The 17,586-nt window shown below is 43.7% G+C and carries 14 protein-coding genes and 1 pseudogene; all 15 read left to right on the forward strand.

The genetic code is table 11. The annotated features are described in order from the left end of the window. The first annotated feature begins 8 nt into the window (after positions 1 to 8). The 15 genes and pseudogenes from QUB30_RS10385 (at position 9) to QUB30_RS10450 (ending at position 17,535) form a co-directional block, all read left to right on the forward strand. On the forward strand, positions 9 to 2,657 hold the full coding sequence (locus QUB30_RS10385; protein WP_333332841.1) for a TIGR04372 family glycosyltransferase: 2,649 nt from the start codon (positions 9 to 11) through the stop codon (positions 2,655 to 2,657). A 148-nt stretch (positions 2,658 to 2,805) separates the two neighbouring features. Next, positions 2,806 to 4,680, forward strand: a complete 1,875-nt coding sequence (locus QUB30_RS10390) for a B12-binding domain-containing radical SAM protein (protein ID WP_333332844.1) — start codon at positions 2,806 to 2,808, stop codon at positions 4,678 to 4,680. 161 nt (positions 4,681 to 4,841) lie between these two features. After that, positions 4,842 to 5,501 carry a class I SAM-dependent methyltransferase gene (locus QUB30_RS10395; RefSeq protein WP_333332847.1) on the forward strand — a complete coding sequence of 220 codons (660 nt, stop codon included), beginning with the start codon at positions 4,842 to 4,844 and terminating at the stop codon, positions 5,499 to 5,501. After that, positions 5,498 to 6,556: a zinc-binding dehydrogenase gene (locus tag QUB30_RS10400; protein ID WP_333332850.1), complete on the forward strand. Its 1,059-nt coding sequence runs from the start codon at positions 5,498 to 5,500 to the stop codon at positions 6,554 to 6,556. The genes QUB30_RS10395 and QUB30_RS10400 overlap by 4 nt, the downstream gene beginning before the upstream one ends. Before the next feature lie 36 nt (positions 6,557 to 6,592). After that, positions 6,593 to 6,733 (forward strand): annotated as a pseudogene (locus tag QUB30_RS33795) (tetratricopeptide repeat protein); the annotation flags it as partial. A 4-nt stretch (positions 6,734 to 6,737) separates the two neighbouring features. Continuing rightward, positions 6,738 to 8,390 (forward strand): TylF/MycF/NovP-related O-methyltransferase, encoded by a 1,653-nt coding sequence (locus QUB30_RS10405; protein WP_333332853.1) that lies wholly within the window; start codon positions 6,738 to 6,740, stop codon positions 8,388 to 8,390. Positions 8,391 to 8,408: 18 nt separating this feature from the next. Continuing rightward, complete coding sequence (locus tag QUB30_RS10410) at positions 8,409 to 9,092, forward strand: class I SAM-dependent methyltransferase (protein WP_333332856.1); 684 nt, start codon at positions 8,409 to 8,411, stop codon at positions 9,090 to 9,092. A gap of 71 nt (positions 9,093 to 9,163) precedes the next feature. Further along, positions 9,164 to 10,015, forward strand: a complete 852-nt coding sequence (locus QUB30_RS10415; protein WP_333332858.1) for a phytanoyl-CoA dioxygenase family protein — start codon at positions 9,164 to 9,166, stop codon at positions 10,013 to 10,015. A 36-nt stretch (positions 10,016 to 10,051) separates the two neighbouring features. Then, positions 10,052 to 11,029 carry a radical SAM/SPASM domain-containing protein gene (locus QUB30_RS10420; RefSeq protein ID WP_333332861.1) on the forward strand — a complete coding sequence of 326 codons (978 nt, stop codon included), beginning with the start codon at positions 10,052 to 10,054 and terminating at the stop codon, positions 11,027 to 11,029. Positions 11,030 to 11,061: 32 nt separating this feature from the next. Next, entirely contained in the window at positions 11,062 to 11,964 is a 903-nt protein-coding gene (locus QUB30_RS10425) for a sugar nucleotide-binding protein (protein ID WP_333332864.1), read from the forward strand. Continuing rightward, entirely contained in the window at positions 11,964 to 12,962 is a 999-nt protein-coding gene (locus QUB30_RS10430; protein WP_333332867.1) for an SDR family oxidoreductase, read from the forward strand. Before QUB30_RS10425 ends, QUB30_RS10430 begins: the two co-directional genes overlap by 1 nt. A gap of 4 nt (positions 12,963 to 12,966) precedes the next feature. Then, the gene (locus tag QUB30_RS10435) at positions 12,967 to 13,452 is read left to right on the forward strand and encodes an NUDIX domain-containing protein (RefSeq protein WP_333332870.1); all 486 of its coding nucleotides are present in this window, start codon (positions 12,967 to 12,969) and stop codon (positions 13,450 to 13,452) included. 24 nt (positions 13,453 to 13,476) lie between these two features. Next, the gene (locus QUB30_RS10440; protein ID WP_333332873.1) at positions 13,477 to 14,136 is read left to right on the forward strand and encodes an SIS domain-containing protein; all 660 of its coding nucleotides are present in this window, start codon (positions 13,477 to 13,479) and stop codon (positions 14,134 to 14,136) included. Continuing rightward, positions 14,099 to 16,249, forward strand: a complete 2,151-nt coding sequence (locus QUB30_RS10445; RefSeq protein ID WP_333332876.1) for a TIGR04372 family glycosyltransferase — start codon at positions 14,099 to 14,101, stop codon at positions 16,247 to 16,249. Before QUB30_RS10440 ends, QUB30_RS10445 begins: the two co-directional genes overlap by 38 nt. A 287-nt stretch (positions 16,250 to 16,536) precedes the next feature. Then, positions 16,537 to 17,535 carry a GDP-mannose 4,6-dehydratase gene (locus tag QUB30_RS10450; RefSeq protein WP_333332879.1) on the forward strand — a complete coding sequence of 333 codons (999 nt, stop codon included), beginning with the start codon at positions 16,537 to 16,539 and terminating at the stop codon, positions 17,533 to 17,535. Positions 17,536 to 17,586: the final 51 nt, after the last annotated feature.

Genomic DNA, 17,586 nt, shown 5'->3' on the forward strand with positions numbered 1-17,586 from the left:
CGATCAAAATGAATCAAATTATGCAGATGGTACCCCAAGGTAAAGAAGTAACAGAAAACTACTTTCAGACTGCCAATAAACTAAAGCATGAAGGTAAATTAGAGGCAGCCGTTGCCTTCTACTCGAAAGCAATTGAACACAACTCACAATTTTACTTATATCACCACAATATGGGGGAAGTATTGGCACTGCTAGGTCGCTGGGATGAGGCAGCCACATCTTACCGTATGGCGATAGAACTTAATCCTAAATCTGCTTGGTCTTACCATAATTTAGGAGACGTTTGGGTAAAACTCGGTCATTTCGACCAGGCAATTCTTTTTTATAGTTACGCGATCGAGCTTAATAAAAAATATTATGGATTTTACAACAAGTATGGTCAAACATTTTATCAATTGGCTATTGGCTTTAACCTAGAATCTTTACAGGAAGACATAGAACTATGCAAAAGATTAGACAAATCGCTACATTCCGATAAAAAGCAAGACTCTCTAACTGAGCTTTGCTACCTAGATGACGAATTGTTTTTGCAGATAAGCGAGCGACTCAATAATGAAGATTTTGTAGAGAAAGCTTACGTTACATACTTGAAACGCACACCAGACATGGAGGGCAAAAATCACTATATTCGGCATCTTGGGGAACGCATGACTCGTCAAGAACTTGTCTCTGGATTCCGTCAATCCCCAGAGTTTGCATCCCTATTAAAATTCTCGCTCTCCTCATTTTGCCTCCGAGAAGCAATTGCCGCGTACCGTCGTGCAATTGAATTAAATCCCAACTCTAGCAAGTCTAGCGATAGCTTGGGGAAAGCTCTGCTCCAAATGGGCAAGGAACTAGCAGAGCGCGGTCAGATAGATGAGGCAATTGAGAATTACCAGCAGGCAATCCCCCTACCCGGGCAAAATATTTTAGCAGAAGCACATTACGCTCAGGGAAATGCAATGGCACAGCAGGGGAAAATAGATGAGGCAATTAAGAGTTATCGGCAGGCAGTTGCTATTAAATCAGATTGGGCAGAAGTACACTTTAATCTTGGAACTGCCCTTTTCAAGCAGGACAAACTGGAAGAGGCAACAGATAGGTTTCAGAAAGCCGCAGATATTCAACCCGACTGGGCACAAGCACACATCCAACTCGGAAATACCTTGTTAAAGCAAGACAAGCTGGAAGAATCAAGAGCAAGCCTTCGAAAGGGGCTTGCTCTTGAACCCAATTCAGCACCTTTGCACACGCAAGTTGCATATTTCTTTTTAGAATCCGGTCAGTTCGATGATGCAATTGCTTGCTACAAAAAAGCGATCGCAATTCAGCCCGATGCCGCAGAACTATACTTGGGTCTCGGAACAGCGTTTTTGCAGTATGGAAAACATGATGAGGGAGTTGCCAGCTTTCAACAGGCGATCGCTCTCAAGCCAGACTGGATACATACATATTTGGCAATGGGGTCTCAGTTATTTATCAGCGGTAAGATCGATGAAGCAAATCAAGCATGGCACGCAGCAATTGAAGCGCAAAATAAATTTGCTAAAGAGCATCAATTAGATACGTTGCAAATTCGGTTGCTCGACCCTCGCAGTTGGCTCTTAGCCCTCGGTCACATTGCTTGTTTAGATGTTTATCTGAAGATAATGATGCTGGGCTGGAAGCCAGCCCAAAAAATTATGATGCTGGTGACTCCAAACACAAAAGTGCCTAACCGATCTTTCTTGAACTACTGGAGCCAGTATATAGAATTCGTATCCGATCCTTCGCAAATGCCGATTTCCGGCCAATTAGCAAATTACATCACAGACTACTATTGGGCTGCTACTTTACCTAATGGGAAGACACTGATGCACTCCACCCAGGCTGCGGCAGTTGTTTACAAGCGGTGGGAAGCTGAAAACCGTCCGCCATTGCTCTCTTTATCAGCTTCAGATACCGAGCAGGGCTGGGATTGCTTGCAAAAGCTCGGCGTACCAAAAAATGCTTGGTTTGTTGGTCTGCACGTTCGAGAGCCGGGTTTTCACGGGAAGTGGAATAAAGTACATCCTGCCACCCGCGATGCTGATATTAATACCTACTTGCTAGCAGTTGAATCCATTACAGCACGTGGTGGCTGGGTAATTCGCATGGGAGACCCAAACATGGCACCGCTGCCAAAAATGGATCAAGTGCTCGACTATGCCCACAGCGAATTTAAGAGTGATTGGATGGATATTTTTCTTTGTGCAACCTGTTACTTTTTTCTAGGTACAAGTTCTGGTCTAGCTTGGGTACCACCTACTTTTGGCGTTCCTTGCGCTCTCACCAACTGGACACCAATAGGTCTCCCCCCAGCTTTTCCCAAAAACATATTTATTCCTAAGCTTTACTGGTCAGACCGTGAAAATCGCTATCTAAATTTTTTAGAAATATTTGATTCTCCAATGATTTACAAAGAATTTAGCAAATACTTTGATTCTATAAACGTATCCGTCATGGATAATACAGCCGAAGAAATAAATGATTTAGTTCTGGAAATGTTAGAAAGTATAGAGGGAACAATCAAGTACACAAAAGAAGATGAATACTTGCAGCAACAATTCCATAAGCAAGCGGTGGCTCATGGAAGCTACAGAGGTAGTCGTTTAGGACAGGCTTTTTTAAGGAAATATGCCTATCTTTTGCCTTAAGCTTAATTTCATAAATGCTGAAATTAATGCTTAGGTCAAGTCGCTCCTCCACAACTGTTGACTTGCCATAAACTTAATATACTGCTATGATTTAGATGAGTTTAATTATAAAGTTCTATAACACCCAGTCTCAAAGGATAGATTGCTTATGACTGTCGCCAGCCCCAGCTTAGTCAGCACAATAGCTCCTCACCAGGAAGAAGATAATCACCTAATTCCGGTTTTTCAATCTTTTCTCAATACCCTAGCGTTTTCTAATCCCAAGCAGCTTATTTTCATCAACCCACAACTGGTTCCCGAAGATGTCTTCGACATAGCGACTGCCAGAAATCGAGGCTACTATGCTTACCCCCCCATCGGATTAATGCACCTGGCAGCGATCGCCAGGGAAGTCAATCCCCAAATAGATGTCCAGGTGATAGACCTCAACTATGAAATCCTCCGGGCTGCTCAATCGAATGAATTTTCTTACCAACGCACTTGGCAAGAAATTCTCCTCAACAACATTCACCCTGAAAACAACCCCTATGTTGTCATCACCTGTATGTTTGGCAGCACGATGCCCATCTTTGTTGACATAGTGCGGTTCATTCAAGAAAACTTTCCAAATCTCCCTATTCTCTCAGGCGGCGTTCAAGCCAGCTATGACTATAAAGAACTACTGACTAAAAAGCTTTGCAATATTCTCTTCCGCAAAGAGGGAGAAACCCAGTTCAAGGCTTTTATGGAGTCCTGTCTAACAGGGAAAGCCGTGTCTCTCCCTTGGGGAGCAGCTTTTGAATTAGGCGGTCAAGTCTATGAACTGGGGACACCAGGGCCTGGCGTAGAAGATTGGGACAGAGACATTAGACCCTATTACGACCTCCTAGACATCCAAAACTATCACAAGTATGGTTCCTTAGCTGCTTTCTCCCGCTACAACGGCGAAGAAAAAAGTTTTGCCACAGTTTTGAGCAATCGTGGCTGTCGTGCTCAGTGTACTTTCTGTACCGTTCGCGACTTTAACGGACAGGGGGTGAGACAGCGCTCAGTAGAAAGCGTAATTGAGGAGATAAAATTTTTAGTGCGGGAAAAAGGCATCAAACAAATTGACTGGCTTGATGATGACTTATTGTTTAATGCCGATCGCTCCCTAGAACTCTTTAAGCGGCTGGCCGAAGAAGTCCCCGAACTAGAATGGGTTTGCAATAACGGGCTCATTGCCGTTGCCGTCACGGAAGAGATCATGTACTGGATGGTCAAATCCGGGCTCAAGGCATTTAAAGTTGGGATTGAAACCGGCAATGACGAAATGCTCAAACTGGTCAAGAAGCCGACAACCAAGCCAGCCCTACTAAAAAAGAGTAAACTCTTTAAGAAGTATCCCGAAGTCTTCCTCAGTGGCAACTTCATCATCGGTTTTCCCAACGAAACCTTTGGGCAAATGATGGATACCTACAACTTTGCCCGCGAGCTCAACTGGGACTGGGCAAGCATCTACATCTGCCAACCCCTAAAAGGGACAGAAATGTTTTCGGCTTTCCAAGAGTTGGGAGATGACGGCTGTGAAGTCGAAAACTACGACAAAACCCTCAACCCAGGTCGCTCGTCCAAACGCGGGGAATTTGGCGTACTTGCTGGTCAGGGAACTTCGCATATTCTCACAGGCAAAGACATTTTTAACTTTCCCTACGACTCAGTACCCAGTCGTGAACAGTTAAAAGAGATTTGGTTTACCTTCAACTTTGTCGCCAACTTCCTAGACAATCCCAATTTTGCTCCAGGGGGAAATCCAGCCAAGATAGTTCGCTGGTTTGAGTCCATTCATTGGGGTTATCCCTATGATGCCTCAATGTGTGCTGGTTTGGTGAAAGGCTACAAGCTACTGGGCAACCAAGAAAAAATGAGCTTTTATCAACACAAGTTTCTAAGCATTGTCTCAGAATCCTCTTATTGGCAACGCCGAATTCAGGAGTTTCCAGAGATGTTAGAATTTGCTGAAGTTGATTTGCCAGGACAGAACCGCGAACGCACAGTTGCATAATAGTGGTAAAATGCGCTCTATCGACAAATCAAGCTGTTCTGATATGATGCTGAAATCAGGAAACTAATTTCTTAGAAATTTACCAGTTTCAGTAGGGTTAATATCATAAAATGACAAAAAAATCAACCAATTGACATAACAGAAAAGGAAAGATAAATAAAATGACCGAAATCAACCTGATGGATCAGTACCCCCGCACCAAGCGCCCCATCGAAGAGCGGGGTAAACAGTTAACAGAAGAACTGCGCTCCATTTCCGGGCAGTACGGCAAGGAATATTTTGACGGGGATCGCATTTACGGCTACGGTGGCTACTACTACAACCCCCGCTTCTGGCAAGCCACAGTCAAGCGATTTAGAGACTATTACAACTTAGCTGAAGATGCCAGTTTATTGGATGTAGGCTGTGCAAAAGGTTTCATGCTGTACGACTTCAAAGAGCTAATGCCGAAGCTCAATATCACTGGTATTGATATTTCTGAGTATGCTTTAGCCAATGCTAAAGAAGAAGTCAAATCCTATCTTCAGCTTGGTAATGCTAAAGAGTTGCCTTATCCAGATAAATCTTTTGATTTGGTAATTTGCATCAATACCGTTCACCAACTCCCCCTAGAAGAATGCAAGGAATCTCTGAGAGAAATTCAGCGAGTAACTCGCGGTCATGCCTTTATTACTGTCGATTCTTGGCGGAATGAAGCTGAAAAAGAAGCCATGAGTAAATGGTATTTAACAGCCAAAACCTTCATGTCTACTGAAGATTGGATTAAGTTGTTTGAAGAAGTGGGCTATACAGGTGATTACTACTGGTTTATTGCAGAATGAAAACTCAAGCAGCCGTCCTCTACGAACTCAATCAGCCCCTCCAAAATGAGGAACTAACCTTACCAGCCCTCAAACCCGGTCAAGTCATAGTAGAAATTGCCTATAGTGGAGTTTGCCACAGCCAACTGCTGGAAGCGCGGGGGAAACGGGGACAAGATCGCTTCTTACCTCACACAATGGGGCACGAAGGTGCTGGCATCGTTCGGGAAGTAGGATCAGGAGTGAAGAAGGTGAGGGAGGGCGATCGCGTCGTTCTTTCCTGGATCAAAGGTTCAGGGGCAGATATTCCCTCAACTCAGTACCAAGGTAGCAAAGGTGTGGTGAATTCGGGAGCGATCAGTACATTTTTACAGTATGGTATCATTTCCGAAAATCGCCTAACGCCCATCCCTGAAACAATGCCACTACGAGAGGCCGCTTTGCTGGGCTGTGCCATTCCTACTGGTGCTGGTATTGTATTAAATACCCTGCAAGTACGTCCGGGCAGCAGTGTGGTAATCTTTGGGGTAGGTGGTATTGGGTTGAGTGCCGTTCTAGCTGCTAACCTGATGAATGCTACTTTGATTATTGCAGTTGATATTTTTGACCACAAGTTAGAACAGGCCAAGGCGTTGGGGGCAACACACGCCATTAATGCCCAAACTCAGGACGTAGAGCAGGTATTGGAGGAACTAACAGGGGGTAAAGGAGTTGATTATGCGATCGAGGCCGCAGGGAGGAGACAGACGATGGAAATGGCTATCGCTTCCGTCTGCGCCCCAGGAGGATTAGCTGTGCTAGCCGGAAACTTGCCAGCAGGGGAGAGGATTAGCCTCGACCCCTTTGACCTAATTCGCGGTAAAAGAGTATTGGGAACTTGGGGGGGAGAAACGAACCCGGATCGAGATATCCCCAGATATGTCACGCTATATCAATCTGGAAAGCTGCCACTTGAGAAGATGATTACCGATAGCTACTCTTTGGATGCAATAAATTCTGCTCTAGGAGATTTAGAATCTGGTAAAGTAGGGCGGGCTGTTATATCTAACTGCTCTTTTAAGAGAGACGAGCAATAAATAAAAGGATACCAGTAATCATTTAAATACTATTATAAAGCAATTGAAATTGACCCTAACTTTGCTGAAGCTTATTGTAATCTAAGTCAAGCTTTACACCAGCAAGGTAGGTCGGAAGAAGCCAAGAATGTCTGGGGTAAGGCATTAGAAATTAAACCATTCTTACACGAGGTCTAAAACAATGGGAATAGGAGTTACAACTTTATATCTTTATCACCACTTGCGTCAAAATAGTTACTTCAACAATTTTAAAAGTGTGATAGAACTAGGCTCGCAAGACATTTATTCTCAGCAAGAACAATTTGCCCAACTGCTAGATAAACTTTTTGCCTATTCGCTTCCTGATGGTTCACCGATGACAGCTAAAACCCTCTATCAAAGTATGGGATTAGAACTTTATCAATGTATTGATGCAGATGGTCGCCACAATGCTCTAACTTTTGACTTAAATAAAGATATTAAACAAGCTTATGGATTTGCCGAACAATTTGATTTAGTTACAAATCACGGGACAACAGAGCATTGTTTCGATCAGTACCGCTGTTTTATGAATATCCACAATTTATGTGCAGTGGGCGGACTGATGATTCATGTACTGCCGATCCAAGGGTATGTAAATCACGGACTGTATAATTATCAACCTTCTTTTTTTTACAACCTAGCTGCTGCGAATCATTACAAAGTAATTAATGTCTATTTAAGTTCATACAAATCATGTGATAGCTTGCCCTATATTCTGCCAGGGTTAATCAGTTACACGGAGAATGCACTGAAAACTTTATGCAATATTGGTGATGCCAAAGCTGATATGGGGTTGTACGTAGTCCTACAAAAAACAATAGAAAGTAGTTTTTCTATTCCTTACGATGGGCAATATTTAAAAGTAAGCCTTTTACAAAATGAATATTCCTACCAATCTGGTGCAACAGCAAATGCACCCCCATTGAAAGAAGAAAGCACGGAAGATAGCCAAGAAAAACTAGATAGCAAGATTGTTGAAGCAACACCCTTGATTGAAAACTTAATTGAAAAAGAGTCAGATCAGTTGCCAACAACACAATTTCAAGAACTTGATAAATTTCCAGAGCAGCACTTAGAAGCTTCTTCTCAACAACCCGAAGAAGTAGATATACAAAACATAACGGATTTGTGGAACGATGAAACGAAAAAAGCTCTGGCTTTAGGTGTTATGTATGTATGTGGGGCTGATGTTGAGGGAGACATCGCAGAGTTTGGTACTAAAGCTGGAAAAACTTCTAAGATAATAGCCTCAGCAATATCAAACATTGCTAAACTTTATCCATACATTGACAGTGCTAAAAGGAAAAAGCTGCATCTTTTTGATAGTTTTCAAGGATTACCTAAATCAGTATCTCCTATAGATCAAGAATCCCCCCATGTGATAGGGGGAACGTGGGGATCTGGAGCCTGCAAAGGGGGCAGCAAGCAACAATTATTAGATATTTGCAAAGATTATCTGACAGAAAATAGAATTTTGATTTATGAAGGTTGGTTCAAAGATACTCTCGATCGAATCCCTGCGGATACAAAATTTTCCATGTTACATATTGATTGTGACTTATATCTATCAGCTTTAGAAGTATTAGAAGCTTGTTTTGCTAAAGGTTTTGTGCAAGAAGGTACAGCCATATTTTTTGATGATTGGAATTGTAATAGAGGTTCGCCTGTATGGGGGGAACGCAGAGCTTGGTCTGAAATTGTAGAAAAATTTATCGTTAAATTCAGCGATGAGGGTTCCTACAGTTGGCATGGCAAGAAATTCATTGTTCATTCCTATAAAATAGATGAGAGTCAAATTAATGAAAAATCATAATTAATAAGGAGGCTCCTAATGATCGATCAAACTAGCAGCAAAGAGGCTCAGTATCAAATTCAGTTTGATACTTTGCAAGAGATGGGACCAGTACAAATGGGGCCTTACGCCAGCCATAGCTGGCGCTCAGATCCCAGACGCTTAACCTTCCTGTTGGCACGGTATAAATTCTGCTCCAAGATATTAGCAGGCAAATCCAACGTGCTAGAAATAGGGTGCAGCGATGGATACGGGATGCGCCTTCTATTGCAAACCGTAGATTTCGTTCACGGTGTCGATTTTGACCCTCTATTTATCAATTGGGGAACCAAACACGCACAAGATGAAGCATTGAATTGCAAGTTTTCTGTAGTCGATATTACTGAGCAAGCCCCCAGTGGAATTTATGAGGCGGCTTATTCCCTAGACTTGATAGAACACATTGAGCCTGAAAAAGAGCATCTTTACTGGGAAAATATCTGCAAAGTTCTGGAACCTCATGGAGTATTCATCGTCGGTACTCCCAATATCACGGCTTCCCCCTATGCCTCCGAGTGGAGTCAGGAGGGACACATTAACTTAAAGTCTGCTGACAGTTTAAAAACAGCTATGCAGCAGTATTTCCATAACGTCTTCATTTTCTCCATGAATGATGAAGTTGTTCATACAGGCTTTTATCCAATGGCTCATTATCTGCTAGCAATGGGAGTAGGTGTCCGTTAATAGACATCTCCCAAAAAGAATCTTAAACCCTTGCTCTGTCTAAACAAAAATCTAATTTCTGGAGATGTCTAATGAATCAGTCAATCAATAACCTAGAGCAACTAGAACGTCACTTTTATGAAAACGGTTGGATGGTTGTAAGACTACCCAACCCAGAGCCAGTCTATCAGACTCGTATTGCTCTACAGCAGGAACTACAAAGGTTAACTGGAAATACCCAAATCACCCTAGAGCAGTATCATCAATTCATAGATGAGGATACAAACCACACAGAGCTCCAATTTCAGTTAACTCAATTCTTCCGTAATCATCGGCTTGGTCAGACTATTGTTGCAGCCCAGTTGGATTTTTTTACAGCACTCTTAGGTCGAGATATAAATGTACAGAGCCAACCCTACTTAAGAATTACTCGTCCCGGCAAAGCCCAAGACAATGTTGGTTATCATCGCGATACCTTTTATGGTAACACTCCGTTTGAATTGTCTGTTTTAGTTCCTTATGTAGATGTACCAGCAGCGAGTTCTCTGTCTATTCTACCAGGATCTCATACTCGTCCTGACTCAGAGTTTCCCACAACCCAAATAGAAAGTCCAGACGTGACAAAGGGTTCGGTCAAAAATCAGCTAGGCTTTCTCTATGCTCCGAAAGTAATCGAGCCATCCTGCCTTGTAGATATGCAGCCTATCCCTTTAGTGTTGGGAGAAGCCTTAGTTTTCAATATTGCTACAATACATGGCAGTGAAGAGAATAAAGGTAATATTTCCCGGTGGAGCTCTGATATTAGACTTGCTAATGCCCTAGCCCCGAAGAATCCCTCTCTCAAGGGAGGTTACTATGAAAAGCTAAGTCGTTCTGTCGTGACAGAATCTGCGGAAATTTTCAACAACGCACAGTTAGCTAGTGCATCTAAAATTGCCAATTAGGATGTCAAATCAAAAATAGTCAATAGAAAAATCGTGATGAAAAAAAATATCTTCCCGCAGCACGAAGAAAATCAAAAAGTAGCCAAAAGGTTGAGTATCAACTCTTTAGAAGAAGCACTTAAGTTTCCGAAATTTTTTGAAATCGAAACAGTCAACGCCTGCAACGCCCGGTGTACTATGTGTACCATCAACGACTGGGAGAAAGTCAAAGATGTGATAATGAGCGATACCTTATATGCCAAATTTGTCCATGAAGTCGCCGAGTATGCCGACTGGGTAGATACTGTCTGTCTTAATCGAGATGGTGAACCGACGCTCGACAAAAAATTGCCCCAGAGAGTTAAGATGCTAAAAGATGTAGGTATGAAAAAGGTGACATTTGCAACAAATGCACAATTACTAACTCCCAAACTGGTGCATGAACTGATTGATGCTGGGCTAGACGACATTATGATTTCCATTGACGGGATTACCAAAGAAACTTATGAAGCCATTCGTCTGAGATTAAACTACGATGTAGTCTTGCAAAATACTCTCAACTTGATTGGCATACGTAACGAAAGGAATTCCTCTTTGAAAGTTAGAATTCGCATGGTGCTAATGGAATCTAATCAACATGAACTTGAGGAATGGTCGTCTTTCTGGAATTCCAAAATCTCCCCGGAAAAAGACGATGTATATGCCAAACCCGCTCATACTTGGGGAAATCAACTAACGGGAGAAGCAGAAAGCATGATAGCTAAGTATGCCGATAAGCCCTGTATATTTCCATTTTCATCAATGGTCATTCAAGTTGATGGAAAAGTTCCTATGTGCAACATAGATTACAATGTGAAAGAATTGATGGGAGATTTCTCAAAGGAGTCTATCCAAGAAATTTGGAATGGGGAAGCTTTCACCCAGGCACGGTTTTTTCATGCCAACAAGCAACGTAATCAAATTCAGATGTGTTGTGGATGCAGTATTTGGGACCCAGAGGTTGTAATAAAACAGCCTACCACAGCGACAGTTTAAAAATTCGATAAAGTCTGATATCAAATTTTTTTATGAAATTCTTGGTGATTGGTGCTTCTGGATTTATTGGCAGGCATACTTTGCATTATATCAAGTCTCTTGGATATGAAGCTGTGGGTACACAGACTAAGGTAAAGCATCCTGATTTGGTTAAATTCGATCTTTTAGAAGATAGAATCCAGTGGCAATTAGATACAGCTTACTTGGAAACAGATAGCCAAGTTTTTGGCATAATATTTTCAGCTATTACTCCAATTGATCGCTGTTGGCGTGAACGGGAATTAAGCTACAAAGTTAACGTAAAGAATACTTGCCAACTTTTGGACGACTTTAAAAATCTTGGAATCAAGCCAATCTTTATCTCTAGCGAGGCAGTTTATGATGGTACAACTGGGTACTACAGTGAGAAACATCAGCCTAACCCGGTCAATGAATATGGTAAACAAAAGTTAGCAGTGGAAAAATATATTCAGCAGCAAAGGTCTCCTGAAACCCTGATTTTACGATTAAGTAAAATAGTAGGTGACGATCCAAAAGAAAGCCATCTTTTTTCAGAGTGGTATCAGTGGATAGAAACAAATAAACCTATTACTTGTATTGCTGGACAGGTATTTTGCCCTACATTTGTTGAAGATATTGCTCAGGGAATTTTATTGAGTTGTAAACAAGGAATTTCTGGGTTGTATAATATGGCTAACCCAGTATTCTTCCCCAGAGAAGAACTAGCTAAACAGTTTGCGCTTGCCCTCGGTCAAGAAGCGCAAATTATCTGTAAGCCTCAAGAAGAATTTAATTTTGCCGATAAGCGGAATGAAAATAATTACTTAGACTCTACTAAGTTCTTGAAGACCACAGGGATGCAATTTACTTCCATGCGTGAAGTATTTACTGCTTTTACCCATAAGTTAAATGAAAGGAAGACTCTAAATAATTGATGTTGACTACACCCAAACACTGCTTAGTAACTGGTGCCGCTGGCTTTATCGGCAGCCACTTGTGCGATCGCCTGCTTTCCCTCGGCCACACCGTCACAGGTCTAGATAGCCTGATTGTAGGTCACCTCGCCAACCTAGAACAAGCCAAAACCTACAAAACCTTTAACTTTCTAGAGCAAGACGCAGCCACCATCACCCCCTCAACCCTAGAAGGAATTGACTGGGTATTTCACCTAGCAGGGCTCGCCGACTTAGTACCGTCGATCGAAAACCCCAGCCAATACTACCACTCCAACGTTCAAGGCACTTTTAGCCTGCTAGACGCTTGTCGCCACGCTCAAATCCAGCGCTTCGTATACACCGCATCCTCCACCTGCTACGGCATCCCAGACCAATATCCCACACCTGAAACCTATCCCTGTTCTCCCGAACACCCCTACGGCTTGACTAAGTATTTAGGCGAGCAAATGGTCATGCACTGGGCAAAAGTGTACAAACTCCCCGCTATCTCCCTGCGCCTGTTTAACGTATATGGGCCGCGTTCCAGAACAACAGGAGCCTACGGTGCCGTCTTCGGCGTCTTTTTAGCTCAAAAATTAGCAGGTAAACCCTTCACCCTTGTCGGAGATGGCACTCAAACCAGAGACTTCACCTTCGTCAGCGATGTCGTAGAAGCCTTTGTCACCGCCGCAGCATCGGATGTAACGGGTGAAATTATCAACATTGGCTCCGGCAATCCTCAAAGTGTCCTCACCCTCGTGGAACTATTAGGCGGCCCCATCGTCCACATCCCAAAACGTCCCGGAGAGCCAGACTGCACTTGGGGAGACATCACCAAGGCTAAAACTCTCTTGGGATGGGAGCCCAAAGTTCCTTTCCCCGAAGGAGTAGCCCAGATGTTGGCAAACATCAGCTTGTGGAAAGAAGCACCAGTCTGGACGCCTGATTCCATTCAGGAAGCCACAAAAGCATGGTTTGAGTATTTGGGAAAAACCTAAATTTATGCTTCAAAACACCCCTGCTCAAGTTAATCTTCTAGTTGCAAAAGCATTCCTTTACCAAGGATCTCGCCTGTTACTGCAACTGCGAGACAACATACCTGAGATTATAGCCCCCAATCACTGGGGACTGTTCGGCGGTACTGTTGATGAAGGGGAAACCCCAGCCCAAGCTATGAAGCGAGAAATCGAAGAAGAACTTTGCTGGGTACCGCCGGAACCCAAATACCTGCTGACATGGGAAGCACCCGATCGACCTTGCACCACTTATATTTTTGGTATTCCCTTGACAGTACCGACTAGCGAATTAACCTTAACAGAGGGGCAAGCCTTCCAACTATTTACCTTTGAGGAATTGACTCAAGTGCTGTTAGTGCCTAAAATTCCTCGGATGCTGCCACAAGTTGTCGAGGCGATCGCCTCTGATGAACTAACCGCAGCTTGGCAGGAGTTCCGCACTAAAAATTTAACCTGGGGCATGGCTCATTAACTACAACCAAAGCTGAAAAATTAAATGCAAACCTTTCCCTCACAACACCCCTTTGCCACCGATTACTTCCGCCAACTTGGAAATTTAAGCGAAAGTTTTGAAGCGACTGACACACAATCTCAGCATCTTTCGTTTTCCGAAGCAATTAGTCAAGCCGCAGCTTTGGTATCTCAACAAAGCCAACAGCAGAAAAAAGTAATTTTTATTGGCAATGGCGGCAGTGCAGCCGTAGCAAGTCACCAGGCGATCGACTACTGGCGAAATGGAGGGTTTCCGGCGATCGCCTTCAATGACGGTGCTCTCCTGACTTGTATCAGCAACGACTTCGGCTACGAACAAGTTTTTAGCAAACCGATCGCCACCTTTGCCCAATCGGGAGATATCGTATTTGCGATTAGCAGTTCGGGACAGTCCGGTAACATCTTAGCAGGGGCTCGTCAAGCAGCTAAAATGGGCTGCTATGTCATCACCCTTTCAGCTTTTATGCCAGATAATCCCCTGCGTCAATTAGGAGACATTAACTTTTTCGTCCCGACAATGGCCTATGGATTTGCAGAAATTACCCATCTGTGCATCTGTCATTGTATTCTAGATGGATTGATGAAAGGCTCATTGCCAGAAACAGAAGTTAATAATCCGGTAATTGATGAGATCAAGCTATTTTCAGGCAGCCAACCAACTTAAACAGGAAGGGAAATTAGAAGAGGCGATCGCGTCTTACCACCAAGCGATTGAGCAAAACCCCAACTTTTATTTGTCTCACCACAACTTAGGGGAAACATTGGCAAAACTTGGTCGGTGGGAGCAAGCAGTTACTTCCTACGATCGCGCTATTCAACTCAACCCTAATTCGGTTTGGTCTTATTACAATTTAGGGCAAGCTTTGGCAAAACTCTGCCGATGGGATGAAGCGATCGCCTCCTACCGTCGTGCCATTGAGCTTTCCCCTGATTTTTATAAATTTTACATTAATTTAGGCGAAGTCCTCTGCCAACAGGGTCGTCGCCCCGAAGCAGCCACCTTCTACTGTCAAGCTGCGGAATCATTGGTCAAACAGCAGCGGTGGGATGAAGCCGAAAATTTTTACAGTCAGGCTATTAAGCTCAATCCATCAGTTAACGATGACTACGGCAATTTAGCAGAAACCCTGACAAAACAGCGGCAGCTTGAAGTTGCGATCGCCCCAACCCGCAAAGCCATTAACCAGACTCCAGAAAGTGCTGAACTTCACTGCAGATCGGGGAAGCTCTTAACACAACAAAACAGGCGAATAGAGGCAATTGAAAGCTATAAAAAAGCGATAGCCCTCAATTTTGACTTAGAAGAAGCACATATCAACCTCGTCAACTTACTGATAGAGCAAGCGGAAATAGATGAGGCTAATCAAAAACAAAACACACCCTCTTTAGAGGAAGAGGCACTTTTTAACCTCGGAAATTTACTAATACAGCAAGGCAAATTAGAAGCAGCAATTGAAATTTACAAAAGAGCGCTTGTCATCAAACAAAATTGGACAGAAGCTTACCTCAAACTAGCAGAAGCTCACATGAAAATGAGCTGGGAATTTTACGATGTCGGTAAATTACACGAATCAATTAGCTCTACTGAACGTGCGATTGACGTATATAACTCTCAGCTTGAAAAGCATCCCCTCGGCAATTTGGGTATCCGCTTCATAACGCCGGAATATTTCACAAACTGGCCCTGGTTAGGTGCGATCGGACACCTAGCAATCAATATAGATATTTATATCAAGATGGGTATTCTGGGCTGGCGACCTCAATACCACACAATTCTTTTAGCGCCGTCCGAACAAGTAATCAACCCCTGTTTGCTCAACTACTGGCGACAATATCTCCACATTATTACCGACCCCTCGGTCATCGATCGGCTGCTGCCATTAGCGAAGACTATGCGCTGCTTGGAATACACTCTGTACCATATAAAACAGGCCAGCGGACAGATGGTAGATCTCGGTTACGCCTTCTCAACAGTTCAAAAACAGTGGCAAACACAGAGCAAACCGCCCCTGCTCACTCTATCGCCCTCTGATTATGAGCGGGGATGGAACTGTTTGCAAGACCTCGGTGTGCCTAAAAATGCCTGGTTTGTGTGTCTCCACGTTCGAGAAGATGGCTTCCGGCGAGAAGGAATGACTACTCACCGCAGTGCTGATATAAATACTTACTCATTAGCGATCGAGTCGATTGTAGCTCGCGGCGGCTGGGTCATCCGCATGGGCGACCCTACCATGAAACCGCTACTACCGATGAAACAGGCGATCGACTACGCTCGCACTGACGCAAAAAGCGATTGGATGGATGTTTTTCTGTGCACTTCCTGTCGTTTCTTTCTGGGAAGTGCTTCGGGTCTCGCCTGTCTTCCCTTGGTATTTGGCGTTCCCAGCGCTATTACCAACACTTGGCCAGTCTCCGGGCGTCCTCCGTCGAATCAGGATTTATTCATCCCCAAACTCGCTTGGTCTGAATTGGAAAATCGCTATCTCACTTTTGAAGAAGCACTAGCGCCTCGTTTCTTTTTCAACCTCAACAGCAAACTCCTATATTCATGGGGCATTAAAGTGGTGGATAATACGCCAGAGGAGATTAATGACTTGGTACTGGAAATGCTTGAGCGGCTAGAAGGTAGAGTGCAGTATACAGAAAGGGACGAAGCTCTACAGCATCAGTTTAACTCTCTGCCAACGCCTTACGGGCATTATCCAGCCAACAGCCGGATCGGACGCTCTTTCCTGCAAAAGTATGGCAATTTAGGATTGACGCAAACAGGCAGTTGATGCCCGAGTGCTCGGTCGGCCCCCGATCGAGATAGGTTAGATATACTGCGATCGAGCAAGCAGCCACTTTTAACCCCGCCGTTCCTACACGGTAACCGCTGTATATTTGACTATTTGGACGCAAATGATTGTATGGTAGAGCGAGAGCCGCGAGAGCGGTTAGCGGCCCTGAGCCAATAGATGGCGTAACGCCACGAAGGTTTCTTTTTTGCGATGGATACTTACCGCGAGTATAAATATTTGAATGAACTTTGAGATAATGGAGAGGCTCCTTGGAGGGTGTGGGAATGAGTGAATTTTGGCGCGATCGATCGGTATTGGTCACAGGTTGCACCGGCCTTTTGGGTAACTGGTTAGTGGCTGAGTTGCTGGAAAGAGGAGCCTTGGTAACGGGATTAGTCCGTGACTTGGTGCCCCAATCCCGACTTTATGCTGGAGAGTGGTATCGGCAAATTAATATCGTTCGCGGTTGTGTAGAAGATTTGTCAACGGTAGAACGAGCGATTAATGAGTATGAAGTAGATACGGTGTTTCACTTAGCAGCTCAGACAATTGTGGGAGTTGCAAATAGAGAGCCGTTGGCCACTTTTGAAACGAATATTAAAGGTACTTGGAATATTCTAGAAGCTTGTCGCCGGGTTGGAGGTGTGAGTCGAATTGTCATAGCATCCAGCGATAAAGCCTATGGAGACCAGCTAGTTTTGCCTTACAGCGAAACAACTCCGCTGCAAGGAGAACACCCTTACGATGTTTCTAAAAGCTGTGCTGATTTAATCAGTCGGGCTTATTACGTCAGTTATGGTTTGCCCGTGTGCATTACTCGCTGCGGCAACTTTTACGGTGGCGGAGACTTGAATTTTAATCGGATTGTTCCGTCTACAATTCGATCGGCATTACGAGACAAGCCGGTAGTCATCCGCAGTGATGGCACTTTTATCCGGGACTATTTCTATGCGAAAGATGGAGTTTTAGCTTATCTCCATTTGGCTGAACAAATGGACAGGAAAGAAATTTTGGGAGAGGCATTTAATTTCAGCAACGAATTGCAAATTTCAGTGCGGGGCATGGTAGATAAAGTTCTGAAATTGATGGACAAGACTCATTTAGAGCCTGTCGTATTGAATCGGGCCAAGAATGAAATCAAACATCAGTATCTCTCGGCAGATAAGGCGCGAAAAATGCTCGGTTGGGAGTCTAAGTATCCTCTAGAAGAAGGGTTGAAAGAAACAATTGAATGGTATGAAAACTTTTTGATGGAGGAAAACACCTGTGTCATCAGCGTGTGATGGAGGATTTATGTGACTGGGGTTTTAATTTTCTTTCTCTTATTGGATAGT

The sequence above is a fragment of the Microcoleus sp. BROC3 genome (assembly GCF_036702515.1).
Classification (GTDB): domain Bacteria; phylum Cyanobacteriota; class Cyanobacteriia; order Cyanobacteriales; family Microcoleaceae; genus Microcoleus.